The organism is Streptomyces sp. NPDC030245, assembly GCF_055572995.1.
Genome location: NZ_JBVICF010000004.1, coordinates 425615 through 448619 on the forward strand (window position 1 = coordinate 425615; position 23005 = coordinate 448619).

At 72.3% G+C, this 23005-nt stretch carries 21 protein-coding genes; 12 read left to right on the plus strand and 9 right to left on the minus strand.

From position 1 onward, the window contains the following. Positions 1-249 precede the first annotated feature (249 nt). From ACZ4Z4_RS13930 to ACZ4Z4_RS13940, 3 genes are read left to right on the plus strand one after another with little or no spacing between them, the layout of a single operon-like run. Entirely contained in the window at positions 250-1794 is a 1545-nt protein-coding gene (locus ACZ4Z4_RS13930) for a flavin-containing monooxygenase (protein WP_468326599.1), read from the plus strand. Then, complete coding sequence (locus ACZ4Z4_RS13935) at positions 1791-2678, plus strand: alpha/beta fold hydrolase (protein WP_468326601.1); 888 nt, start codon at positions 1791-1793, stop codon at positions 2676-2678. The genes ACZ4Z4_RS13930 and ACZ4Z4_RS13935 overlap by 4 nt, the downstream gene beginning before the upstream one ends. Then, complete coding sequence (locus tag ACZ4Z4_RS13940) at positions 2675-3553, plus strand: SDR family oxidoreductase (protein ID WP_468326603.1); 879 nt, start codon at positions 2675-2677, stop codon at positions 3551-3553. The genes ACZ4Z4_RS13935 and ACZ4Z4_RS13940 overlap by 4 nt, the downstream gene beginning before the upstream one ends. A gap of 105 nt (positions 3554-3658) precedes the next feature. On the opposite strand, the gene ACZ4Z4_RS13945 is transcribed toward ACZ4Z4_RS13940, so the two are convergent. Further along, positions 3659-3853, minus strand: coding sequence for a hypothetical protein (locus ACZ4Z4_RS13945; protein ID WP_468326605.1), 195 nt, complete (start codon positions 3851-3853; stop codon positions 3659-3661). Positions 3854-3943: 90 nt separating this feature from the next. Further along, positions 3944-7252, minus strand: coding sequence for a S41 family peptidase (locus ACZ4Z4_RS13950; protein ID WP_468326607.1), 3309 nt, complete (start codon positions 7250-7252; stop codon positions 3944-3946). 219 nt (positions 7253-7471) lie between these two features. On the opposite strand from ACZ4Z4_RS13950, the gene ACZ4Z4_RS13955 reads away from it, so the two are divergent. Beyond that, positions 7472-8062: a TetR/AcrR family transcriptional regulator gene (locus ACZ4Z4_RS13955; RefSeq protein WP_468326609.1), complete on the plus strand. Its 591-nt coding sequence runs from the start codon at positions 7472-7474 to the stop codon at positions 8060-8062. A gap of 102 nt (positions 8063-8164) precedes the next feature. Next, the gene (locus tag ACZ4Z4_RS13960; RefSeq protein WP_468326611.1) at positions 8165-10390 is read left to right on the plus strand and encodes an MMPL family transporter; all 2226 of its coding nucleotides are present in this window, start codon (positions 8165-8167) and stop codon (positions 10388-10390) included. 19 nt (positions 10391-10409) lie between these two features. Here the strand turns inward: ACZ4Z4_RS13960 and ACZ4Z4_RS13965 are convergent, their stop codons facing one another. Further along, the gene (locus ACZ4Z4_RS13965) at positions 10410-10754 is read right to left on the minus strand and encodes an SsgA family sporulation/cell division regulator (RefSeq protein ID WP_468326613.1); all 345 of its coding nucleotides are present in this window, start codon (positions 10752-10754) and stop codon (positions 10410-10412) included. A 299-nt stretch (positions 10755-11053) separates the two neighbouring features. Between ACZ4Z4_RS13965 and ACZ4Z4_RS13970 the strand changes: the two genes are divergently transcribed. Genes ACZ4Z4_RS13970 through ACZ4Z4_RS13985 form a run of 4 tightly spaced genes read left to right on the plus strand, consistent with a single transcriptional unit; the run spans position 11054 to position 14890 of the window. Further along, on the plus strand, positions 11054-12127 hold the full coding sequence (locus ACZ4Z4_RS13970) for an energy-coupling factor ABC transporter permease (RefSeq protein WP_468326615.1): 1074 nt from the start codon (positions 11054-11056) through the stop codon (positions 12125-12127). Then, the gene (gene cbiQ / locus ACZ4Z4_RS13975) at positions 12127-12888 is read left to right on the plus strand and encodes a cobalt ECF transporter T component CbiQ (RefSeq protein WP_468326616.1); all 762 of its coding nucleotides are present in this window, start codon (positions 12127-12129) and stop codon (positions 12886-12888) included. Before ACZ4Z4_RS13970 ends, cbiQ begins: the two co-directional genes overlap by 1 nt. Beyond that, on the plus strand, positions 12876-13640 hold the full coding sequence (locus ACZ4Z4_RS13980) for an energy-coupling factor ABC transporter ATP-binding protein (RefSeq protein WP_468326618.1): 765 nt from the start codon (positions 12876-12878) through the stop codon (positions 13638-13640). Before cbiQ ends, ACZ4Z4_RS13980 begins: the two co-directional genes overlap by 13 nt. A gap of 35 nt (positions 13641-13675) precedes the next feature. Next, on the plus strand, positions 13676-14890 hold the full coding sequence (locus tag ACZ4Z4_RS13985) for a serine hydrolase domain-containing protein (RefSeq protein ID WP_468326620.1): 1215 nt from the start codon (positions 13676-13678) through the stop codon (positions 14888-14890). Between the two features lie 667 nt (positions 14891-15557). On the opposite strand, the gene ACZ4Z4_RS13990 is transcribed toward ACZ4Z4_RS13985, so the two are convergent. The 3 genes from ACZ4Z4_RS13990 to ACZ4Z4_RS14000 are packed head-to-tail and all read right to left on the minus strand — an operon-like array spanning position 15558 to position 16778. Beyond that, a complete protein-coding gene (locus ACZ4Z4_RS13990) occupies positions 15558-15893 on the minus strand; it encodes a hypothetical protein (RefSeq protein WP_468326622.1) in 336 nt (111 codons plus the stop codon). A 55-nt stretch (positions 15894-15948) separates the two neighbouring features. Further along, positions 15949-16248 carry a hypothetical protein gene (locus ACZ4Z4_RS13995; RefSeq protein ID WP_468326888.1) on the minus strand — a complete coding sequence of 100 codons (300 nt, stop codon included), beginning with the start codon at positions 16246-16248 and terminating at the stop codon, positions 15949-15951. A 5-nt stretch (positions 16249-16253) separates the two neighbouring features. Then, complete coding sequence (locus tag ACZ4Z4_RS14000) at positions 16254-16778, minus strand: hypothetical protein (protein ID WP_468326624.1); 525 nt, start codon at positions 16776-16778, stop codon at positions 16254-16256. A gap of 87 nt (positions 16779-16865) precedes the next feature. Between ACZ4Z4_RS14000 and ACZ4Z4_RS14005 the strand changes: the two genes are divergently transcribed. Both ACZ4Z4_RS14005 and ACZ4Z4_RS14010 read left to right on the plus strand, forming a co-directional pair. Continuing rightward, positions 16866-17210 carry a PadR family transcriptional regulator gene (locus ACZ4Z4_RS14005; protein WP_468326626.1) on the plus strand — a complete coding sequence of 115 codons (345 nt, stop codon included), beginning with the start codon at positions 16866-16868 and terminating at the stop codon, positions 17208-17210. Then, positions 17207-17917, plus strand: a complete 711-nt coding sequence (locus ACZ4Z4_RS14010) for a permease prefix domain 1-containing protein (protein WP_468326628.1) — start codon at positions 17207-17209, stop codon at positions 17915-17917. Before ACZ4Z4_RS14005 ends, ACZ4Z4_RS14010 begins: the two co-directional genes overlap by 4 nt. A 136-nt stretch (positions 17918-18053) precedes the next feature. Here ACZ4Z4_RS14010 and ACZ4Z4_RS14015 read toward each other — a convergent pair whose 3' ends face one another. The 3 genes from ACZ4Z4_RS14015 to ACZ4Z4_RS14025 all read right to left on the minus strand — a co-directional run bounded on the left by ACZ4Z4_RS14015 (position 18054) and on the right by ACZ4Z4_RS14025 (position 21277). After that, positions 18054-18905: an EamA family transporter gene (locus tag ACZ4Z4_RS14015; RefSeq protein WP_468326630.1), complete on the minus strand. Its 852-nt coding sequence runs from the start codon at positions 18903-18905 to the stop codon at positions 18054-18056. A 4-nt stretch (positions 18906-18909) separates the two neighbouring features. Then, positions 18910-19434 carry a YbaK/EbsC family protein gene (locus ACZ4Z4_RS14020; protein WP_468326632.1) on the minus strand — a complete coding sequence of 175 codons (525 nt, stop codon included), beginning with the start codon at positions 19432-19434 and terminating at the stop codon, positions 18910-18912. A 91-nt stretch (positions 19435-19525) separates the two neighbouring features. Beyond that, positions 19526-21277: a penicillin-binding transpeptidase domain-containing protein gene (locus ACZ4Z4_RS14025; RefSeq protein ID WP_468326634.1), complete on the minus strand. Its 1752-nt coding sequence runs from the start codon at positions 21275-21277 to the stop codon at positions 19526-19528. 296 nt (positions 21278-21573) lie between these two features. Between ACZ4Z4_RS14025 and ACZ4Z4_RS14030 the strand changes: the two genes are divergently transcribed. Then, a complete protein-coding gene (locus ACZ4Z4_RS14030) occupies positions 21574-22965 on the plus strand; it encodes an erythromycin esterase family protein (protein ID WP_468326636.1) in 1392 nt (463 codons plus the stop codon). Positions 22966-23005: the final 40 nt, after the last annotated feature.

Consider the following 23005-nt stretch of genomic DNA (forward strand, 5'->3'; position numbering starts at 1 on the left):
GAGGGGGGGTTGCCTTGCGGGTGCGGGTTGTCGGTGGCTGATCGCGCAGTTCCCCGCGCCCCTGATATGGGGCTCGGCCTGTGCGTGCGTGCGGGTTGTCGGTGGTTGGTCGCGCAGTTCCCCGCGCCCCTGACGGGGCCGGGCCAGTCGACCTGTGCTTGACCCCTACCCATGAGTACGGAACTGCCCTACTCTCCAATTGCGCCAGTAGCCACTGGCACGGTTCGCGAGTTTGTGGGAGGCGGCGGAATGGCAGAGCACGAGCACGTACGAGTGGCGGTGATCGGTTCCGGGTTCGGGGGCCTCGGCGCGGCCGTACGGCTGCGCCGCGAAGGCATCACCGACTTCGTCGTCCTGGAGCGGGCCGGCGCGGTGGGCGGCACGTGGCGCGACAACAGCTACCCGGGCTGCGCCTGCGACGTCCCCTCGCACCTGTACTCGTTCTCCTTCGCGCCCAACCCGGACTGGCCGCGCACCTTCTCCGGCCAGGAGCACATCCAGGAGTACCTGGAGCACGTCGCCGACACCTTCCGGCTCCGCCCGCACATCCGCCTCGACACCGAGGTGAAGCTGATGACCTGGGACGCCGACCGGCTGCGCTGGGTGATCGAGACCAGCAACGGCACCTACAGCGCCGACGTCGTCGTCTCTGCCACCGGGCCGCTCTCCGACCCCAAGACCCCCGACATCCCCGGCATCGACACCTTCCCCGGCAAGGTCTTCCACTCCGCCCGCTGGGACCACGACTACGACCTGAGCGGCAAGCGCGTCGCCATGATCGGAACCGGCGCCTCCGCCATCCAGATCGTGCCCGAGATACAGAAGAAGGTCGGCAGGCTCACGCTCTTCCAGCGCACGCCCCCGTGGGTGATGCCGCGCGCGGACCGGGCCATCACCGGCGCCGAGCGCTGGCTGCACAAGCAACTGCCGTTCACCACGCAGGCCCGCCGCGGTCTCCTGTGGGGCATCAGGGAGTTGCAGGTCCAGGCGTTCACCAAGCGGCCCAACGAGCTCGGCATGGTGGAGCGGCTCGCCAAGCGCAACATGTACCGGGCCATCAAGGACCCCGCGCTGCGGGCCAAGCTGACCCCGACGTACCGCATAGGCTGCAAGCGCATCCTGCTCTCCAACACCTACTACCCGGCGCTCGCCAGGCCCAATGTTGACGTCGTCGCCAGCGGTCTGGCCGAGGTGCGCGGCAACACCGTCGTCGCCGCGGACGGCACGGAGGCCGAGGTCGACGCGATCATCTTCGGCACCGGCTTCCACGTCACGGACATGCCGATCGCCGAGCGCGTCGTGGGCGACGAGGGCCAGACGCTCATGGAGAGCTGGAAGGGCGGCATGAACGCGCTGCGCGGCGCGACCGCCGCCGGCTTCCCCAACTGGATGACGATCATCGGCCCGAACACCGGGCTCGGGAACTCCTCCATGATCCTGATGATCGAGTCCCAGCTGAACTACATGGCGGACTACCTTCGCCAGCTCGACGTGCTCGGAGGCCGTGCCGCCCTCGCCGCGCGGCCCGCCGCCGTGACCGCCTGGAACGAGCGGGTGCAGGCGCGGATGAAGCGCACCGTGTGGAACACCGGTGGCTGCAACAGCTGGTACCTCGACGAGAACGGCGTCAACACGACGGTCTGGCCCGGTACCACCACCGAGTTCCGGGCGGCGACGCGCCGGGTCGACCTCTCCGAGTACGAGGTGCTGCGGGAGCCGAGGGCGCTGCGGGCGGTGCCCGACTCCCCCGCGGCGGAGACGTCCGGGACGGAGAAGGTCGAGGCCGGGACGTGAACACGCCGAACGAACTGACCGCCGTCTCCGCCGACGGAGCCCGCCTCCACGTCGAGGTGCACGGCCCCGAGGGGGCGCCCGCCGTGGTGCTCGCCCACGGCTGGACCTGCTCGACCGCCTTCTGGGCCGCGCAGATACGCGACCTGAGCGACGGTCACCGTGTCATCGCCTACGACCAGCGGGGGCACGGGCGCAGCGCCGCGCCCGAGGGTCCCGACGGGTACAGCACACGGGCGCTCGCCGACGACCTCGAAGCGGTCCTGGCCGCGACGCTCGCGCCGGGCGAGAAGGCCGTCGTCGCCGGGCACTCGATGGGCGGCATGACGATCATGGCGGCGGGCGGCCGGGAGGGTTTCCGCGAGCACGCCGCGGCCGTCCTGCTGTGCAGCACCGGAAGCTCGTCCCTCGTCGCGGAATCGCTGGTGGTGCCCCTGCTGCGGGCCGGCCGCGTACGGACCCGGATCACCCGGTCGGTGCTCGGCTCGCGGGCGCCGCTCGGCCCCGTGACACCGCTGGCCAAGCGCGTACTCAAGTACGCGACGATGGGCCCCGGCGCGGCGCCGGAGAAGGTCGAGGCGTGCGCGCGGATCGTGCACGCCTGCCCGCGAGCGGTGCGCTTCGGATGGTCGCACGTGCTGGACGCGCTCGAACTGGACGCGGAGGTCGGCGCCCTGCGGGTGCCGACCGCCGTCATCGCCGGAGCGGCCGACCGGCTCACGCCCGTCGTGCACGCGCGGCGGATCGCGGCCGCGCTGCCCGACAGCTTGGGGATCACCGAGCTGACCGGGGTCGGACACATGACGCCCATCGAGGCGCCGGAGGCCGTCACGGGACGGATCCGGGAGCTCGTCACCACGTACGTACAGGTCAAGGAGGGCGCATGAGCAGGGTCAGCCTGGAGGGACAGGTCGCGGTCGTCACGGGGGCGGCGCGCGGGGTCGGTGAGCTGCTCGCGCGCAAGCTGTCGGCGCGCGGCGCGCGGGTCGCGCTCGTCGGCCTGGAGCCGGACGAGCTGAAGCAGGTGTCGGAGCGGCTGCACACCGAGTCCGCGCACTGGCATGCGGACGTCACCGACCACGCGGCGATGGCGCGGGTCGCGCAGGAGGTCAAGGAGCACTTCGGCAAGGTCGACATCGTCGTCGCCAACGCGGGCGTGGCCGGTGGCGGGCCCTTCCTGGAGTCCGACCCCGACTCGTGGCGGCGCGTCATCGAGGTCAACCTCATCGGCAGCGCGGTGACGGGCCGGGCCTTCCTGCCCGTCCTGATGGAGAGCCGCGGCTACCTGCTCCAGATCGCCTCGCTCGCCGCGATCACCCCGGCGCCGATGATGACGGCGTACTGCGCGTCCAAGTCGGGCGTCGAGGCGTACGCGCACGCGCTGCGGGCCGAGGTCGGCTACAAGGGCGTCAAGGTGGGCGTCGGCTATCTGTCCTGGACCGACACGGACATGGTGCGGGGCGCCGACCAGGACGAGGTGATGCGGGAGTTGCGGCAGCGGCTGCCGTGGCCGTCCAACAAGACGTATCCGCTGGGTCCGGCGGTGGACCGGATCGTGGCGGGCATCGAGCGGCGCTCCAGCCACGTGTACGCGCAGTGGTGGCTGCGGGGCATGCAGGGCGTCCGCGGCTATCTGCCCGCGCTCATCGGGACGGTCGGCCAGCGCGAGATGCGGCGCTTCGAGCCGCGGCTCGGCAGCGTGTCGACCGGTCTGGTCGGGGCGGGCGGCTCGGCGGACGAGGCGGCGCGCGCCGGGAGTTGACGTCCCCGCGCGGCAAGCACGGCAAGCACCGCAAGCACGGCAAGAGGCCCCCGGCGTCCCGGGGGCCTCTTCGCACGAGTGTGACGTCAGACGCGTACGCCGACGTCAGACGTCGTAGTCGCGGTCGAACCTGTCCCGCTGCTCCTGGGCCGACTCCTGGGCCTGCGAGGAGCGCTCACTCGCCTCGTCCTGGGCCTGCGAGGCGCGGTCGCGCGCCTCGTCGCTCTTGTCGCCCATGGAGCCCTTGGCCTTGTTGGCGAGGTCCTGAGCCTTGTCCTGGAACTGGTCCTTGATGCCCATGCGTTTCTCCCGTTTCTGGGTGAGGGGGACGGGGCCTCGACCAGAGTTGCACGGGTCGGCATACCTCGCATTTCGATCATGCGGGGCGGCTCACGGCCGGGGCGGCAGGGGCGGCCGGCTGCGGTCGGGCACGTCCGAGTAGTCGGGGGGCGCGACCGCCGGATTCCGCTCCAGGAGCTCCAGCGCGAGCCGTACCGCGTCGTCGAGTTGGGCGTGCCGCCCCTCCGCCCAGTCCAGCGGCGTCCGCAGGACGTCGAGGTCCGGCGGCACGCCGTGGTTCTCCACGCCCCACCCGTACGCGTCGAACCAGCCCGCGTTCATCGGCACCGTGATCACCGTGCCGTCGCCGAGCGCGTGCCGCCCGGTCATGCCGACCACGCCGCCCCAGGTCCGCTGCCCGACGACCGGGCCGAGCCCGAGCAGCTTGAAGGCCGCGGTGATCATGTCGCCGTCCGAGGACGTCGCCTCGTCCGCGAGGGCCACCACCGGGCCGCGGGGCGCGTTGGACGCGTACGACACCGGCTGGGCGTTCCGGGTCAGGTCCCAGCCGAGGATCTTGCGTGTCAGCTTCTCCACGACGAGTTCGCTGATGTGGCCGCCCGCGTTGCCGCGCACGTCCACGATCAGGGCGGGCCGGGACATCTCCATGCGCAGGTCACGGTTGAACTGGGCCCAGCCGGAGCCGCCCATGTCGGGGATGTGCAGATAGCCGCACTTGCCGCCGCTCAACTCCCGCACGACTTCCCGGCGTTTGGCCACCCAGTCCTGGTAGCGCAGGGGCCGTTCGTCGATGAGGGGGACGATCGCGACCCGGCGGGGCGGGCCCTCGCCCTCCGCGGGTTCGAAGGTGAGCTCGACGGTCGTGCCGCCTGCTGCCGCGAGGAGAGGGAAGGGGCCGGTGACCGGGTCGACCGGGCGGCCGTCGATGTGGGTGAGGACCGCGCCTTCCCTGATGCCGGACCCGGCGAGCGGCGAGCGCGCCTTGGAGTCGGAGGACTCGCCGGGCAGGATCCGCTTGACCGTCCAGCCGCCGTCCCGGTGCACGAGGTTGGCGCCGAGCAGGCCCATGGCGCGCTGGTAGTGCGGCGGGCCCTCGTTGCGGCGGGCGGCGGAGACGTACGCGTGCGAGGTGCCCAGCTCGCCGAGGACCTCGCGGAGCAGGTCGGCGAACTCGTCGGGGGACGCGACCCGTTCGACGAGCGGCCGGTACTGCGCGAGCACCCCGTCCCAGTCGATGCCGGACATCCCCGGGTCCCAGAAGTAGGCGCGGATGATCCGGCCCGCCTCCTCGTAGGCCTGGCGCCACTCGGCGGCCGGGTCGACCTCGTGCAGGATGCGGCGCAGGTCGATCCAGACGGTGGTGTCGGCGTCGCCCGTCTCGGTGGAGGGCACGGCGCTCAGGTCGCCGTCGTCGACGACCACGAGCCGGGAGCCGTCGCCGCTCAGCGCGAACCAGTCGAGGTGGTCGACGAGCTGGGACTTCTTGGCCTTGGCGATGTTGAAGTATTCGAGGGTGGGGCGGCCCGAGGTGTCGGCCGGGTTGACGAAGGTCTCGCCGAGCGCGCCCGAGATCGGCCAGCGCAGCCAGACCAGGCCGCCGCCGCTGACGGGATGCAGCGCCGAGTACTTCGACGCGGCGACCGGGAACGGCGTGACCCGGGCGGCGAGCCCCTCGACCTCCACCGTCGTGGTGCCGTCGCCCCCGGTGCCGTCGGCCGGGTCGAGGCCGCCCGCCACCGGGCGCCCGTCGGGCAGCAGCGCGAAGGGGGACGGGGTCGCGGAGGAGAGCGGTACGAGGTAGGGGCGGCAGCCGAGGGGGAAGGACAGGTCGCCGGTGTGCACGTCGTAGACGGGGTCGAAACCGCGCCAGGAGAGGAAGGCGAGATAGCGGCCGTCACGGGTGAAGACGGGGTTCTCGTCCTCGAAGCGGCCGTTGGTGACGTCGACGACGGTGCGGTCCCCGGGCCCGGCGATGCGGGCCAGCTTGATCTGGCGCAGGGAGCGGCCGATGCCGGGGTGCGACCAGGTCAGCCAGCAGCCGTCGGGGGAGAAGGCGAGGTCGCGGACGGGTCCGTTGACGGACCGGATCAGCTCGGTGACCTCGCCGTCCGATCCCTCCGCGTCCTCGGAGGCGTCGACGAGGAGCAGCCGGCCGTCGTTCGAGGCGATGGCGAGGCGCTCCCCGTCGCGGTCGGCGACCATCTCCTGGACGCGTCCGAGCCGCCCGCTCGCCAGCCTGCGCGGCTCGCGGGCGCCGCTGGCCCGCGGCAGGTAGGCGATCTCGACGGCGTCCTCGCCCTCAGCGTCCGTGACGTAGGCGACCTGTCCGCCGGTGCCGAGCATCTCGGGGAGGCGGACCCGCACGCCCGGGGTGTCGGTGATGGTGCGGGCCGGGCCGTCCCGGTGGGTGAGCCAGTAGAGGGAGCCGCGGACGACGACGGCGCTCGCCCGGCCCGTCGCGTCCACGGAGAGCGCGTCGAGGTGCTGGGCGGCGGGCACCTGGTAGATCCGCCGGCCGGCGCGCGGCCCGCCGAGCCGCACGTCGAGGCGGCGCGGCACGGAGTCCGCCGCGAGGTCGTCGACCAGCCAGATGTCGCCCGCGCACTGGTAGACGACGCGGGTGCCGTCGCTGGCCGCGTGCCGGGCGTAGAAGGCGTCGTGGTCGGTGTGGCGCCGCAGGTCGGAGCCGTCGGGCAGGCACGAGTAGAGGTTGCCGATGCCTTCGTGGTCGGAGAGGAAGGCGATGCGCCCGGAGACGAACATGGGCGAGTCGAGGTGCCCGTCGAGGTCGGCGAGGATCTGCTCGCCGTGCACCCACAGGCGGCCCGTCGCGCCGCCCCGGTACCGCTTCCAGGCGGCGGGTTCGTGCGGCGGCTTGCCGGTCAGGAGCAGCGTCTTGCGGTCGCAGTCGCTGTCGGCGAGCGAATCGGTGATCGCGATGTCCCAGACCGGGCCCCAGGGCAGCTTGCCGCCGGGGGAGCCGTCGAGGGGCACGCTGTAGGCCCAGCACAGGTGCGAGAAGGGCTCGCCGTGCGAGGAGACGGCGAGGATGTCGCCGTCGGGGGACCAGCCGCAGACCCGGGTGTCGGTGCTGCCCCAGTAGGTCAGGCGGCGCGAGGGCCCGCCGCCCACCGGCGCCAGGTGGATCTCCGGGTCGAGGCTGCGCCACGTCGTGTACGCGATGTGGCGGCCGTCCGGTGAGAAGCGGGGGTGGCTCACCTTGGTCCGGTCGACGGTGAGCCGCCAGGCCCGGTCGGCGGGGGTGCCCGCGGGGGTGAGGGGGGCCACCCACAGATCGTCCTCGGCGGCGAAACAGAGGCGGTCGCCGCTGAGGTGCGGGAAACGCAGGTAGGCCTGGTCGGGGTGGGCGTCCTGGGCATCGTCGCGCGCGTCGGTCACCTGTCCATGCTTTTCCGCTCCGGGGGCCGCGGCAACTTCTGCCGGACGAGAGATGTGGCGGGTGTGCGGCGTGTGGTGCGGTGTGGCGTGCGCGTGATGCAGCACACGTACGAAACCGTTTCGTTTCGTTAGGCGGGGGGCGTAGAGTCAGCCGTACCGTCTTGGCGTACGAAACAGTTTCGTACGAAGCGACCCGGGCACCCGGAGGAGGTGGAGACCATGACCGAGGCGACACCGGCGCGACGCAGCAGGATCACCCCGGAGCGCGAGGCCGAGCTGTACGAGGCCGTGCTCGACCTGCTCCGCGAGGTCGGCTACGACGCGCTCACCATGGACGCCGTGGCCGCCCGCACCCGCTCCAGCAAGGCCACCCTCTACCGCCAGTGGGGGAGCAAGCCGGAGCTCGTCGCCAAGGCGCTGCGGCACAACAAGCCGACGTCCCTCGCGGGCATCGACACGGGTTCGCTCCGCGGCGACCTGTACGAGATGGTGGCCCGCTCGGACGACTGCCAGATGGAGAAGGACGCCGCGCTGATGCGGGGCCTCTTCCATGCCGTGCACGACAACCCCGAACTCCACCAGGCGCTGCGGAACCTGCTCATCGAGCCGGAGCTCACCGGCCTCAACGACCTGTTGCGCAGAGCCGTGGACCGCGGTGAGATCGCCGCGGACAATCCGGCGCTGAAGTTCGCCGTCCACATGATGGTCGGCGCGTTCGTGGCCCGGGACCTCATCGAGGACCGCCCGGTCGACCGCGACTTCCTCGCCTCGTACATCGATGCCGTGATCCTCCCCGCCCTCGGCATCTGACCCTCCCCACCCCCTGCACCTGACGTCACGCACCGCTCACGTCGTCGGGCTGATTTCCCCTGCCCACATCCGGACACACGACCTGACCGGGAGTACGCCCTCGTGGCCACTTTCCTCTACAAACTCGGCAAACTCGCCTTCCGGCGACGCCACTTCGTCGCCCTCATATGGGTGGCGCTCCTGACGCTCGCCGGAGTCGGCGCGGCGTCGGCGCCCACGGCCGCCTCCAGCAGCTTCTCCATACCGGGCACGGAGGCCCAGAAGGCCTTCGACCTGCTGGAGAAGCGGGCCCCCGAGGCCAGCGCGGACGGGGCGAGCGCCCGTGTCGTCTTCAAGGCGCCGGACGGCGAGAAGGTCACCGACAAGGCCAACAAGGCCGAGATCGAGAAGACCCTCGCGGCCATCAAGTCGGGCTCGGACCAGGTGGCCCGCGCCGACAGCCCCTTCGCGACCAAGACGGTCAGCAAGGACGGCTCTACGGCCTACTCCGCGGTCTCGTACAAGGTCACCTCGATGGAGCTGACCGACGACGACCGTGACGCGCTGGAGAAGACCACCGACGACGCGCGCGAGTCGGGGCTCACGGTCGAGGTCGGCGGCGACGCGCTTCAGGCCATGCCCGAGACCGGCTCCACCGAGATCATCGGCATCGCGGTCGCGGCGGTCGTCCTCATCATCACGTTCGGCTCGCTGATCGCCGCGGGACTGCCGCTGATCACCGCGCTGATCGGCGTGGGCATCGGCGTCTCCTCGATCACCGCGCTCGCCGACGCGCTGGACCTCGGCACCACCACCTCGACGCTCGCCATGATGATCGGCCTCGCGGTCGGCATCGACTACGCGCTCTTCATCGTCTCGCGCTTCCGCGGCGAACTCGCCGAAGGACGCGACCGCGAGGAGGCGGCGGGCCGGGCCGTCGGCACCGCGGGCTCGGCGGTCGTCTTCGCCGGACTCACCGTGGTCATCGCGCTGGTCGGCCTCGCCGTCGTCAACATCCCGATGCTCACCAAGATGGGCTTCGCCGCTGCCGGCACGGTCGTCATCGCCGTCCTCATCGCCCTCACGCTCATCCCCGCGCTGCTCGGCTACGCGGGCAGGCGCGTCCTTCCCATGGGCGAGAAGAGCAGGCTGTTCGGCGGCGGCAAGAAGAAGGCAGCGGGCGGCTCCGGCGAGCCGAAGGAGAACATGGGCACCCGCTGGGCCCGCTTCGTGGTCCGCCGCCCGATCGCCGTGCTGCTCGTCGGCATCGTGGGCCTCGGCGCCGCGGCCGTCCCGGTCTCGCAGCTGGAGCTCGGCCTGCCGGACGACGGCGCGCAGCCGACGTCCACGACCCAGCGCAAGGCGTACGACCTGGTCTCGGAGGGCTTCGGCCCCGGCTTCAACGGGCCGCTGATGGTCGTCGGCGACCTGACGGGCGCCGAGAACCCCGAGGCGGCCGCCGGTGAGATCAAGAAGACGATCTCCAAGCTCGACGACGTCCTGGCCGTCGCCCAGCCGATGTACAACAAGGCCAAGGACACCGCGATCATCAGCGTCGTGCCGTCCTCCAAGCCCAGCGGCATCGAGACCGAGGACCTGGTCCACTCGATCCGCGACACCGGCGCGCAGATCAAGTCCGACTCCGGCGCCGAGATCATGGTCACCGGCACCACGGCCATGAACATCGACGTCTCCCAGAAGCTCAACGACGCGCTGCTGCCCTACCTGGCGCTGGTCGTGGGTCTCGCCTTCCTGCTCCTGATCGTCGTCTTCCGCTCGGTCCTGGTCCCGCTCAAGGCGGCCCTCGGCTTCCTGCTCTCGGTCCTCGCGGCCCTCGGCGCGGTCGTCGCGGTCTTCCAGTGGGGCTGGCTCGGCTCGCTCTTCGGCGTCGAGCAGACCGGCCCGATCATGTCGATGATGCCGATCTTCATGGTGGGCGTCGTCTTCGGCCTCGCGATGGACTACGAGGTGTTCCTCGTGACGCGGATGCGGGAGGCGTACGTCCACGGGGAGCGCCCGGCCCAGGCGGTCGTGACCGGTTTCCGGCACGGGGCGCGGGTGGTCTCGGCGGCGGCCGTCATCATGATCGCGGTGTTCGCGGGGTTCATCGGCTCCAGCGAGCAGATGGTGAAGATGATCGGCTTCGGCCTCGCGATCGCCGTCTTCTTCGACGCGTTCGTGGTCCGCATGGCGCTGGTGCCCGCGGTCCTCGCGCTGCTCGGCAAGAAGGCGTGGTGGCTGCCGAAGTGGCTGGACCGCGCGCTGCCCAACGTCGACGTGGAGGGCGAGGGCCTGCGCACGGCGGCCGAGCGGGACGCGGGCGCCGAGCGGGAGCCGGTGCGCGTCTGACCTCTGCCGGGCACAGGCCCTAGCGGGTGACCGGGGTGGCGGTCGTGTGAGTACGACGCAGGAAGCGGATCAGCGCCGACGCGTCGAACTGCACGACCGTCACCCCGTCGCGTTCGTGGAACTCCACGACTGTCTGGACCCGGCCGCACGGCCATACGTGCACCTCGCCGGCGGTGACCGGGGCCCGCAGCCCCCGCTCCAGGAGCCGCCGGGCGAAGAGGCGGTGCGGGGAACCGGGGAGGCAGATCCGCACCGTGTCCGGGTCGACCTCCGGGTCGTAGCGCAGGACGACGGAGACGGCGCGGTGGCCCTCGGAGGAGTCCGTGACGAGGTGGGCGCGTGCGTACTGCTCGACTGCGGGCATCGCTGGACTCCTCATTCCTACGGGCACTTCCTCACCAATGTCCCATATGTACGGTAATTCGCCGCGGGTGGGCGGGCGGCCGGGTGGTCGGCGGTGGGCGTGTGGCGCGGGATGTCCGGACGTGCGGACGCTCGGCCGCGTGGACGAGGCCCGGCGTGGCGGGCGCGGTGGGGGCGCGCGGGGGTGCGTAGCCGATTCGGGACCTTCGCGCTCTTGCAAACCGTTTGCAACAACGCACTATCCTTGAACGGTTCACGAGCCTTCCGCCCTGTCCAGGGCGCCTGCCCAGGAGCGCGCGCATGCATGTCCCCGACGGGTTCATCAATGTCCCGGTCTCCGCCGCGGCCGGGGTCGTGGCGGCGGGCGCCGTGGCCGTCAGCCTCAAGGGCGCCCGGCGTGAACTGGACGAGCGGACCGCGCCGCTCGCGGGTCTGGTCGCCGCGTTCATCTTCGCCGTGCAGATGCTGAACTTCCCCGTCGCGGCCGGGACCAGCGGACACCTGCTCGGCGGCGCGCTCGCCGCGATCCTCGTCGGACCCTTCACCGGGGTCCTCTGCGTCTCCGTGGTCCTGCTCATGCAGGGCGTGCTCTTCGCCGACGGCGGCCTCACCGCGCTCGGCGTGAACATCTCCGACATGGCGATCGTCACGACCGTCGTCGCCTACCTCGCCTTCCGCGGCCTGGTGAAGGTGCTGCCCCGCGGCCGCCGCTCCGTCACGGTCGCCTCCTTCGTCGCCGCGCTGCTGTCCGTGCCGGCCGCCGCCATCGCGTTCACCCTCGTCTACGCCATCGGTGGCACGACGGACGTCTCCATCGGCAAGGTCGCCACCGCCATGGTCGGCGTCCACATCCTCATCGGCATCGGCGAGGCCGCGATCACCGCGCTCACGGTCGGCGCCGTCATCGCCGTACGACCCGACCTGGTGTACGGGGCGCGGGGCCTGACGCAGCGGCTCAAACTGCGGGTCGGCGGGGAGCTGGTGGACGCGCCGGCCCCGGCTGCCGCCCCCGCCCCGGCCGCCGCCGCCCGCTCGACACGGCCGGTCTGGATCGCGGGCATCGTCGCCTCCCTCGTCCTCGCGGGCTTCGTCAGCTATTACGCCTCGGCCGACCCGGACGGCCTGGAGAAGGTCGCCCACGACAAGGGCATCGACAAGAAGACGGAGGAACACGCCACCGCGGACTCCCCGCTCGCCGACTACGGCGTCGAGGACATCACCGACGCCCGCCTCTCCGGCGGCCTCGCGGGCGTGATCGGCGTGGGCGTCACGGTGGTCGCGGGGACGGCGGTCTTCTGGACGCTGCGGCGGCGTCGTACGAGTGACACGTCCCCGGCGGCCGTCCCCGAGCCCACCCCCTCCGAGCAGGCCTGATGGGCGCGGGCCACGCCCACCGGCTCTACCGGCACGGCAGTTCACCGGTGCACGCGCTGCCCCCGCACACCAAGCTCACGGCGGTCTTCTGCTTCGTGCTCGTCGTGGTGTCCACGCCGCGTGAGGCGATGTGGGCCTTCGGGCTCTACGCGGTCCTGCTCGGCACGGTCGCGTACGCCGCGCGCGTACCGGCCGGGTTCCTGCTGAAGCGGCTGCTGATCGAGGTGCCGTTCGTGGCGTTCGCCGTGCTGCTGCCGTTCGTCGCGCGGGGCGAGCGCGTCGACGTGCTCGGCCTCTCCCTCAGCGTCGACGGACTCTGGGGCGCCTGGAACGTCCTCGCCAAGGGAACGCTGGGCGTCGCCGCGTCCGTGCTCCTCGCCGCCACGACCGAGCTGCGCTCCCTGCTCCTCGGCCTCCAGCGCCTGCGACTGCCCCCGCTGCTGGTCCAGATCGCCTCCTTCATGATCCGCTACGGCGACGTGATCACGGACGAGATGCGCCGCATGCGGATCGCCCGGGAGTCGCGCGGTTTCGAGGCCCGGGGGCTGCGCCAGTGGGGCGTCCTCGCCAAGTCCGCGGGGGCGCTCTTCATCCGCTCGTACGAGAGGGGCGAGCGGGTGCACCTGGCCATGGTCAGCCGCGGCTACTCCGGGTCGATGCCGGTCATCGACGAGGTGACGGCCTCGCGGGCGCAGTGGACGTACGCGCTGACCCTGCCGTTGACCGCACTGGTCGTATGCCTGTTGGGATGGATCCTGTGACTGCTACCGCCTCTTTGGAGGTATCCGGCCTCGCCTTTGCCTACCCGGACGGGCACCAGGCCCTCTTCGGCGTCGACTTCACCGTCGCGCGTGGCGAGCGCGTCGCCCTGCTCGGGCCGAACGGCGCGGGCAAGACGACCCTCGTGCTGCACCTCAACGGCATTCTGACCGGCGGCGCGGGCACGGTCACCGTGGCCGGGCTGCCCGTCGGCAAGGAGCACATGGCGCAGATCAGGCGCCGGGTCGGCATCGTCTTCCAGGACCCGGACGACCAGCTGTTCATGCCGACGGTGCGGGAGGACGTGGCGTTCGGGCCCGCGGCGGCGGGGCTGCGGGGGCCGGAGCTGGCGGCCCGGGTGCACGAGGCCCTGTCGCGGGTCGGCATGGCCGAGTTCGCGGACCGCCCGCCGCACCACCTCTCCTTCGGGCAGCGCAGGAGGGTGGCGGTGGCCACGGTCCTCGCGATGGAGCCGGAGATCCTGGTCCTGGACGAACCATCCTCGAACCTCGACCCCGCGTCGCGCCGCGAACTGGCCGACATCCTGCGCTCCTTGGACGTGACGGTCCTGATGGTCACGCACGACCTGCCGTACGCCCTGGAGCTCTGCCCGCGCGCACTGATCCTCAGCGACGGCGTCATCGCGGCGGACGGCCCGACGGGCGAGCTGCTCTGCGACGGCGACCTGATGAGCGCCCACCGCCTGGAACTGCCTTTCGGCTTCGATCCGAAGACGGTGAGGGCTCGCGGGTAGGGAATCGACGGGGTGGGGGGAGGGTTGACCTTGTCATGAGTCAGGTCATAGGTGGAGCCGTCGTGGGTGGGGCCGCTGGGGTGCGCGGCACGGTGGCGGCCGGTTACGAGCCGGTACGGGACGCTTTCGTACGCAACTTCGACGAGCGCGGGGAGCGGGGCGCGGCGGTGACCGTGTACCGCGACGGGCGCAAGGTCGTGGACCTGTGGGGCGGAACGAAGGACGTCGACGGGGAGCTCGCGGCGGGGGACGCGCCGTGGGAGCCCGGCACCGCGCAGGTCGTCCGCTCGGCGACGAAGGGGGTGGCGGCGGCCGCGCTGCTCCTCCTCCACCAGCGCGGGGAGCTGGATCTGGACGCGCCGGTCGGCTCGTACTGGCCGGAGTTCAAGGCGCGCGGCAAGGAGCGCGTGCTGGTCCGGCACGTGCTCGCGCACCGCGCAGGGGTGCCCGCCCTGGACCGCCCGCTCACGCCGTCCGAGGCGCTCGACCCGGACCTCGCCGCCGCGGTGGTCGCGGCGCAGGCCCCGTTCTGGGAGCCCGGCGAGGACCACGGCTACCACGCGCAGACGTACAGCTGGCTCACCGGCGAACTGGTGCGGAGGGTGACGGGCCGGCCCGTCGGCGAGTGGATCGCGGACGAGATCGCGCGGCCGCTCGGCGCCGACCTGTGGGTCGGAGTTCCCGACGCGGAGGCGGCGCGGGTCGGCCGCCTCGGCCCCGTCGAACCGGCGCCGGCCGGGGCGGGCGGGCTCCGCATGCGCCCCAAGCGGAACGTGGCGGAGGCGTACGCGGATCCCGGGTCGCTGACCCGTCGTGCGTTCGGGGCGATCGACCCCCTGCCGGACGAGAACGACCCGGCCTACCGGGCGGCGGCCCTGCCCGCCTCCAACGGCATCGCGACGGCGGACGGGCTGGCCCGCTTCTACGCGGCGCTGATCGGTGCGGCGCCGGGTGCGCGGCGGCTGTTCGACGCCTCCACGGTCTCGCTGGCGCGGGGCGAGGCGTCGGCGGGGCCCGACCGCGTCCTGGTCGTCGGCACGCGCTTCGGCCTCGGCTACATGCTGCACGGCGCGGCCTCGCCGCTCCTCGGCCCCGGCTCCTTCGGCCACCCCGGCCGCGGGGGCGCCCTCGGCTTCGCCGACCCGGAGTCGGGCGTGGCCTTCGGCTACGTCACGAACGGCATGACGAAGGGGGTCACGGCGGATCCGCGGGCCCAGGCGTTGGTGGGGGCGGTTCGGGGGGTTTTGTAGGGGGTGGGGGGTGGTTTGTGGGGCCGGCTTGGGGGCGTCGTACTCGTACTCGTCGGGGGTGCGGGGGCTGGCCTCGGCGCCGGGCCCCGTGGGTTCCCCCACCGCCCCGTCCGCCGCCGGGTTCCGCCATTTCCCACCGCGTCGTCCGCCGCCGGGCCCTGCCAGCTTCCCACCCACCCGCCCCCACCGAGGTTGCGGGCAGGCCCCGGGCCCCGGGCCCCGGCACGTGCCCCCAGCAGCCGCCGGCACCGCCCCGCACCGCGCCGCCCCGGCGTGCTGCCAGTCCACCCCGCACCGTCACTGGCTGCGCGGTTCCAGCCCCACCGCACCGCCCTCGGCCCGGCCCCGCCAGTTCCCACCGCGCCGTCCGCCGCCGGGCCCCGCCAGCTCCCCACCCACCCACCCGCCCCCGCCGAGGCTGGGGGCAGGCCCCGGGCCAAGGGGCGTCGCCCGCAACGTCGGGTGGCGCCTGCTCCCGTCGCGCCGACATTCGCCCGCTCCCGCCGAGGCTGCGGGCAGCCCTTGCGCCTACCCGACAGGGTGGCCCCGCCCCGTCATGTCCCGCGCTCCCAGAGCGGAGTCAGCTTCCCGCGCCTGCTGCGGCAACCCGCGCCGCTGGGCGGGAGGAACGGAGGAGCAACGCCTCATTCGTGGCGCCGGCCCCTGCTCAGGGGTTGATGCCCACAAGCGCGACCGTGGGTGCGAGCGTGCCGAGGATGCAGACGGCCCAGTACAGGGCCGGACGCATATGTGTGCGGATGGCGAGAGGGCGGTTGGCCAGCCACCACAGGAACCCGCCAAGGACGACGAAGGGTCCGAAGACGAGGAGGACGACGGCGAGGCCGTCGTTCTCTTCCGGTGCGGGGTGCGCCCAGGTCGCGACGACGTAGTAGAGCATCCAGATCGGGATGACGGCGGGGACACCGAGCAGCAGGTTCACGGTGAGCACGGCGTACCACCGTCCGTTCATACCGCCCCTGCCCTCGCCCCCGCGATCATCCATGGTTTCGGTGACAGTAACCGATGGCTGCCGAGGGGCCGGAACCGATCAGGGCAGCTCAGGGCAGGTCGGCCCTCCGGGGTTCTTGTGGTTCCTTCAGCCGCCGCAGGACCAGCAGACCACCGATCCCCGGGACCAGGGCGAGCCACCGGGCGGCGCGCGACGCGCCCGCGTCGTGCGCGACGGCCGCCGGAAGCATCCACGTGGCCGCGATCACGACGAGATACGCCGTGCCGTGCAACGGGCCGAGGAGCGACGAGACCGGACCGGCGTGGAGGGTGAAGAGGTTGGTCAGGAGGAGGGCCAGGGAGGCGGCCTCCGCGGCTGCCGCGATACGGAGCGTGCGCAGGGTGAGCATGCCGGTCACGCCCCCGTCGTGGAGCCGGGGCGGACGATCATGAGGACGGTGACCGTCGCCCAGAGGACGTTGAAGATGCCGGTGAGCATCGCGAGCCGGGCTGTGGCGGGACGCGCCGCCTCCGGAGCGGCGGACCGGGACGCACCGTCCGCGAGCTCCAGCAGACTCCGCTGCCGGGGCAGGATGACCAGCGCCAGAAGCCCCGCCGCGACCGCCGTCAGGAGGAGCGACGCGATGAGCCACGCGTCGGTGAGGACGCCCAGTTGGATGGCCGTCGCGATGCCGAACACGGGGACGGCGAGGCCGGCGACGGCGTAGGCACGGCAGACGCGGTGCAGCAGCGCGGCGATCCCCGCGGCCCGCCCGCTGTCACCCCACCTCTCCCCGTCGCTCGGCTCCCCACCGCCACTTAGCTCCCCACCACCCACCGCCCGCAACGCATAGCGCGGGAACATCGACGCGGCGACGGTGATCGACCCGACGGCCAGGATCGCCACGAGGACGTGCACGGACAATAGGAACTTGGTCACGGCGAGGCCTCCAGTACGGAACAACGCAATTGCGTTGGCTGCCAATACATACACTGCCAACGCCTTCTTTGGGTAGGCTGCCTACTCATGAAGGCGGATGCGGTGCGAGGGCACCTCGACGGACTGCTGCTGGCCGTGCTGGAACCGGGCCCGCTGCACGGGTACGCGATCATCGCGGCGGTGCAGCGCCGCAGCGGGGGCGTACTCGAACTGCGTACGGGCACGATTTACCCGGCACTGAACCGCCTGGAGCGCCTCGGCCTGCTCAGCAGCAGCTGGGAGTCGGCGGCCGGCGAACGACGCCGCAGGGCCTACGAACTCACCGACGCCGGACGCGCCACCCTCGCCGGCGAACGGGCGGCGTGGAGCGAGTTCACGGCAGCGATCGGTTCGGTCCTGAACCCCGGCACGGCTCCCGGACTCGCCACATGAGCCCGGCCGCAGGCCGCTCGCGGACGGCCGACCCCATCGCCGAGCACATCACGGCACTGACCGCCGCCCTGCACGGCCCGCCCAAGGCCAAGTCCCGGCTGGTCGAGGAGATGCGCACCGGCCTCGTCGAAACGGCCGCGGCCCACGCGGACGCGGGCGCGGACGACGAGGAGGCCGCCCGCCGGGCGATCCGCGAGTTCGGGACGGTCGACGAACTCGTCCCCGCCTGTCAGCGCGAACTGACCATCGCACAGGCCCGGCACACCGCCAGAACCGTCGCACTCACCGCGCCGTTCCTGGTCGCCTGCTGGTACCTGGCCCGCACGGCAGGGGGCGGGCCGACCCCCTGGCACCTCACACGGACCCCCCAACTGCTGGCCGTCCACCTCGCCTTCGTCGCGACCGCCGCCGCACTGCTCGCAGCGGCGACGCTGGCCGCGACGGGCCCCCTGGCCCGCCGACTCCCCACTCCGCACCGGCCCCCGCACCGAACCCCGTACCGGCTGCCCCTGGTCGTCGCCTGGACCGGCACCACCGCGAGCGCCGCGATGGCCGTCGCGACCCTCGCCCTCGCCACGGCCGCCGCCCTGACGACGAACTGGCCCCTGCTCACCGCCGCCGGAGCCCTGGCAGCCGCCTCCCACGCCGTCGTGGCAACCTCGGCCCGAGCCTGCCGCCGCTGCGCGGCCCTGCCCGTCCTCGCGTGATCAGCCTCCCCGTCGCAGTACGTGACGGGGACTCAGGAGACGACACGCGCGCCCGTAACGGCTCATCGCGCGTCACCATTACCGCCCCGCCGTGCGGCAGGTGGCGAGCCACCGAACCGCCGAACCGCTGTCGGAACTACCCCGCGTGCAGCATCAACCCGATCCCCGCCACCATCAACCCCGCCGCCACCAACCGCGGCGCCCCGAACCGTTCCTTGAAGAAGACCGCTCCGATCGCCGCGCCGACGATGATCGAGGATTCGCGCAGTGCGGAGATCGGGGCCAGGTCCGCCTTCGTCTGGGCCCAGAGGACCAGGCCGTACGCCGAGACCGAGAGGGCCGCGCCGAGGAGGCCGACGAGGGCGAAGGGGCGCAGGCGCGGGAGGAGTTCGCCTCGCCAGCGGTACGCCGCGTAGAGCGGGACCGTGATGCCCTCCAGGATCATCAGCCACGCGATGTAGCCGAGCGAGGAGCCCGAAGCGCGGACGCCCAGGCCGTCCACCACCGTGTACGCCGCGATGGAGACGCCCGTCGCGAGGGCCGCGCCGATCGCCGTCCAGTCCGGGCGGCGGCCCGAACCCCGTATGCCCCACAGCGCGAGGCCCGTCAGGCCCGCGCACGACACCGCGACCCCCGCCGCCTGCCAGCCGTCGGGGACCTCGCCGGCGAAGACCGCCGCGAGGACGGTGACCACCAGCGGCGCCGTGCCGCGCGCGATCGGGTACGCCTGGCCGAAGTCACCGAGCTTGAACGACTTCATGAGCAGCGCGTAGTAGCCGACGTGGATCGCGGCGGAGAGGAGCAGGTAGGGCCAGGCCCCGGCGTCGGGAATCGCCACGAAGGGGGCCATGAGCAGGCCGATCAGCGTGCCGCCGCCGGATATGAGCGTGAAGCCGACCAGTTTGTCCGTGATGTGGTGGGCGATCGCGTTCCAGCTCGCGTGCGTGACGGCGGCGAGCAGGACGGCCGCCGCGACCAGCGGGGTCACGCGGTCACTTCGCCGGCTCGCGCACGTCCACCAGCGTGCCGCCCGCGTGGGCGATCAGCGTCTTGGGTGCCATCGGGAAGACCGCGTACGGCGTGCCGGCCGCCGCCCACACCACGTCGTGGTCGAGGAGCGAGCGGTCCGCGAGGACGCGGGTGCGCGTGGCGTGGCCGAAGGGGGGCACACCGCCGATCGAGTAGCCCGTGCTCTGCCGGACGACGTCGGCCTTGGCACGGGTCACCTTCTCCGCGCCGAGCTCGCGCCGCACCAGCTCCAGGTCCACCCGGGACGCGCCGTCCATCAGGACCAGGACCGGCACGCCGTCCGCGGCGAAGATCAGCGACTTGCAGATCTCGTTGAGTTCGCAGCCGATGGCCGCGGCGGCCTCCGCCGCCGTACGCGTCTGCTCCGGGAAACGGCGGACCTTGGGGAGCAGTTCGCCGAGGCCCAGGTCACGCAGGGCCTCAGCGAATCGGGGGTGCGCGTCGGATGCCTCGGATGCCTTGGGGGGTTCGGGTGCTGTTGCGCTCATGCCCCGCACGCTAGCGGCCCGTGTAGAGGGCACGCGACCAGGTATCCGCATTGCGGACGCGTCGTATCGCGTGCCGGGGGGCTGATCCGGATCAGCCCCCCGCCCGCAGCATCGCCCTCACCACCGGCCCCGCCGAGTCCCCGCCGTGCCCGCCCTGCTGGACGACCGCCGCCGACGCGAGGTCGCCGCGGTACGCGGTGAACCAGCCGTTGGGCTTCTTCTGGCCGTCGACCTCCGCCGAGCCGGTCTTCGCCCCCATGTCGGAGCCGAGACCCCGCATCGGCTCGGCCGCCGTGCCCGCCACCGCCGTGTAGTGCATCAGTTCCCGCAGCGCCGCCGCCGTCGCGCCCGACATCCTGCGCGGTGCCGTCGCGAGCGTGCGGTCGTCGATGTCGGGGGAGACCAGGTAGGGCTGCTTGAACGTGCCCGACTTCACCGTCGCCGCGACCGACGCCATGTTGAGGGGGTTCATGCGCACACCGCCCTGACCGATCAGCGAGGCCGCCATCTGGGCGTCGCTCTGCACCGGCACCGCGCCGTCGAAGGACGGCACGCCGATCGACCAGTCGTCACGGCCGAGCCCGAAGACCTCCTGGGCCTGCTTGGTCAGGGAGTCGTCGTCGAGCTTCTTCGCCTGGCTGATGAAGGCCGTGTTGCAGGACCGCGCGAAGCTCGCCTTGAACGTGCCGTTCTTGATCTGGAACTTGTCGTCGTTCTGGAACTTCCACCCGCCGTACGTCTCGTACTTGGGGCACGGGTGCTTCTTGTCGACCCCGGCGAGCTTCTTCTCCAGAAGCATCGACGACGACACGACCTTCATCGTGGAGCCGGGGGCCAGCGAGCCCTGGAAGGCCGTGTTGAAGCCCGTGGGGTTCGAGTTCGCGGCGGCCAGGATCTCGCCGGTGCTCGGCTTGAGTACGACGACGGACGCCCGTTTCCGCTTGGCCGTCTCCCGTTCGGCGGCGGACTGAAGCGACCCGCTGAACGTCGTCTTCAGCGTGCCCGGCGTGCCGGGGGAGAGCGTGAGCAGCGTCTTGTCGGGCACCGACTTCGCGTCGTCCCCCTTCGAGGAGACCACTGAGGACTTCGACGACTTGGAGGGCTTTGTGCCGTCCGCCCGTACCACCCGCAGCTCCACCCCCGCCTTGCCGCCCGCCTCCTTGCCGTACTTCTCCCGCAGTCCGTCGAGAACCGTGCCCAGCGACGGGTACTTCGCCGCGGTCAGCTCCGCGCCGTCCCGGTCCACCGCCTTGATCGGCGGGTCGCCCGCCTCACCGGTGACCAGCCGGTCGCCCGGCTGCTTCAGCTCCGGGTGCAGCACCGAGGGGCGCCAGCCGACCAGCGTCCTGCCGTCGCTCTTCCTGCGGACGACGGTGAGTTCGGACTCGTACGACAAGGGCTTGCTCTTTCCCTTGTACGAGACGGTGGTGGCCGCCTTGAAGGGCACCTCGGCGCCCGACCGCTTGCCGGGCGTCAGGCGGGTCTCCGTGAGGTGGCCATCCTCGCGGTAGGACGTCAGGGCCTTCTTCGCCGCCGCGCGGTCGTCCGTGAGCGCCGCCGCCCGCGCCGCGTCGCCCTTCGCCCACGCGGTGAGGAAGGCCCGCGCGGTGGTGCGGACTTCGGCGGCCGTCGGCGGTCCCGAGGCCACCGGCTTCTCGTCCACGGTCGAGCCGTCACCACCGGAACCGGAGCCGCCGGACAGCGCGAACGCGGCGGCCCCCACGCCGCACACGACCACGGCCGCCGCTCCACCGAGCACACCCGGGTGCAGCTTCGTGCCGCCGATGCGCACGTTTCCGACGCCGACGCTCTTGCGCTCGGTGGCGCGCCTTCGCTTGCCCACAAACCCTCCGCAGTTCCCCAGAACCCCCGGCTCTTCACCAGAACCCCCGGCTCGTCACCGGAAGGCCACCATAGAGGCGTACGGAGACGCCCTTGACCACTTCCTCGCCCGACCGGGCGACTCGACCCGCCACCCACCACCCGACGCGTACTGGTACCGGGAGCGGCGTCGGTACCGGCGTCGGTACCAGTACCAGGGTCCCGGGTCCGCGCCCCGACAGGTGTAGCTAACTCCCGGGCCGATCAGGGGGCGCACCGGATGGTCCGGGGCACCCCCGCACGGCGAGAGTGAGGCCCATGAACACGCACAAGGCCCTGCTCGCCGCCCTCCTCGTCCCGCTCGGCGCCACCCTGGCCGTCGCCCCGGCCGCCTCCGCCGCAACCCCGCCCGCCCCCGCCGCACAGCTCTCCGCCGACGCCGCGCACACCGCGCCCGCCGCGTTCCGCTCCCCCGAAGCGGCCCTCAACCGCATGGCCCACCCGCTGCGCACCACCGAGCCCCGCGGCGGCCTGGCCGACCTGCGTCCGTTCGGCCGGATGGTCGGCGACGCCCGGGTGGTGGGGCTGGGCGAGGCCACCCACAATTCGCACGAGTTCTTCACCCTCAAGCACCGGACCTTCCAGTACCTGGTCGAGAAGAAGGGGTTCCGGGCCTTCGCCCTCGAAGCCTCCTGGAGCACCGGACTGCGGCTCGACGCCTATGTCCTGCGCGGCGAGGGCGACTTGAAGCAGATCATGGACGAGGAGTTCCAGGGCAGCTACCAGTTCTGGAACACCGCCGAGTACCGCGACCTGATCCAGTGGATGCGCGCGTACAACATCAAGCACCCGCACGACCCGGTCCGCTTCGTCGGCGACGACAACGGATTCGCCGGTGCCGAGCTGTACGACAAGGTGAGCGCCTACGCGGCCGCGGAACGTCCCGAACTCAGCGCGCGCCTCACCGAGCTGTACCGGGGCCTGCGGCCCACCACCGACTCCGGGAAGTACGTCGACGAATATTTGGCGAAGCCGCTGGCCGAGCGCAAGGAGCTCGCCGAGCGGACCGGCCGGGCCGTGGAGCTGCTCAAGCAGCGGACCGGCAGGGGCGGCGACACCGACGCGCACGCCTGGGCCGTCCAGCACGCCACCGCGATCCACCAGATGACCACGCTGTACGCCTTCGACTGGGACGACCCGAAGGCCGTCGCCGAAGGCATGCGGTACCGCGACAAGGTCATGGCGGAGAACGTCGCCTGGTGGCAGCGGCAGACCGGCGACAAGATCCTGCTCTCGGCCCACAACAGCCACGTCGCCCTCAAGACCTACGTCCCCAACACGCACCCCAAGGCCCAGGGCGACTTCCTCCGCGAGCAGCTGGGCCGCGACTACCTGAGCGTCGGCCTCACCTTCGACCAGGGCTCGTTCAACGCCTTCGGCCAGGACGGCGGCGTCCACCGCTTCAGCGTCGGCCCGGCCGCGCCCGGCACCACCGAGCACACCCTCGACCGGGTGCGGTACCGGGACTTCGTGGTCGACCTGCGCAACGCCCCGGACCCGGCCGGCGCCTGGCTCGCCGCGCCGCGCACCGTCAAGAACATCGGCGCCACCTACCCCTGGAACGGCAACGCCGCGAAGGTCCGGCTCGCGAAGACGCACGACGTCGTGATCCACCTCCAGCGGGTGAAGGCGGCGGACATGCTCAAGTAGCCCGGCATGTTCACGCAGCCCGGCATGTTCGAGTAGCGCC

Excerpts from the sequence above, each read along its gene's own strand:
- ACZ4Z4_RS13970 (WP_468326615.1), top strand. The coding sequence starts at position 11,054 with ATGCATGTCCCCGACGGGTTCATCAATGTCCCGGTCTCCGCCGCGGCC.
- cbiQ (WP_468326616.1), top strand. The coding sequence starts at position 12,127 with ATGGGCGCGGGCCACGCCCACCGGCTCTACCGGCACGGCAGTTCACCG.
- ACZ4Z4_RS14020 (WP_468326632.1), bottom strand. The coding sequence starts at position 19,434 with ATGAGCGCAACAGCACCCGAACCCCCCAAGGCATCCGAGGCATCCGAC.
- ACZ4Z4_RS13955 (WP_468326609.1), top strand. The coding sequence starts at position 7,472 with ATGACCGAGGCGACACCGGCGCGACGCAGCAGGATCACCCCGGAGCGC.
- ACZ4Z4_RS13930 (WP_468326599.1), top strand. The coding sequence starts at position 250 with ATGGCAGAGCACGAGCACGTACGAGTGGCGGTGATCGGTTCCGGGTTC.
- ACZ4Z4_RS14010 (WP_468326628.1), top strand. The coding sequence starts at position 17,207 with ATGAGCCCGGCCGCAGGCCGCTCGCGGACGGCCGACCCCATCGCCGAG.
- ACZ4Z4_RS13965 (WP_468326613.1), bottom strand. The coding sequence starts at position 10,754 with ATGCCCGCAGTCGAGCAGTACGCACGCGCCCACCTCGTCACGGACTCC.
- ACZ4Z4_RS13995 (WP_468326888.1), bottom strand. The coding sequence starts at position 16,248 with ATGCTCACCCTGCGCACGCTCCGTATCGCGGCAGCCGCGGAGGCCGCC.
- ACZ4Z4_RS14030 (WP_468326636.1), top strand. The coding sequence starts at position 21,574 with ATGAACACGCACAAGGCCCTGCTCGCCGCCCTCCTCGTCCCGCTCGGC.
- ACZ4Z4_RS13990 (WP_468326622.1), bottom strand. The coding sequence starts at position 15,893 with ATGGATGATCGCGGGGGCGAGGGCAGGGGCGGTATGAACGGACGGTGG.
- ACZ4Z4_RS13985 (WP_468326620.1), top strand. The coding sequence starts at position 13,676 with ATGAGTCAGGTCATAGGTGGAGCCGTCGTGGGTGGGGCCGCTGGGGTG.
- ACZ4Z4_RS13945 (WP_468326605.1), bottom strand. The coding sequence starts at position 3,853 with ATGGGCATCAAGGACCAGTTCCAGGACAAGGCTCAGGACCTCGCCAAC.
- ACZ4Z4_RS14005 (WP_468326626.1), top strand. The coding sequence starts at position 16,866 with ATGAAGGCGGATGCGGTGCGAGGGCACCTCGACGGACTGCTGCTGGCC.
- ACZ4Z4_RS13980 (WP_468326618.1), top strand. The coding sequence starts at position 12,876 with ATGGATCCTGTGACTGCTACCGCCTCTTTGGAGGTATCCGGCCTCGCC.
- ACZ4Z4_RS13940 (WP_468326603.1), top strand. The coding sequence starts at position 2,675 with ATGAGCAGGGTCAGCCTGGAGGGACAGGTCGCGGTCGTCACGGGGGCG.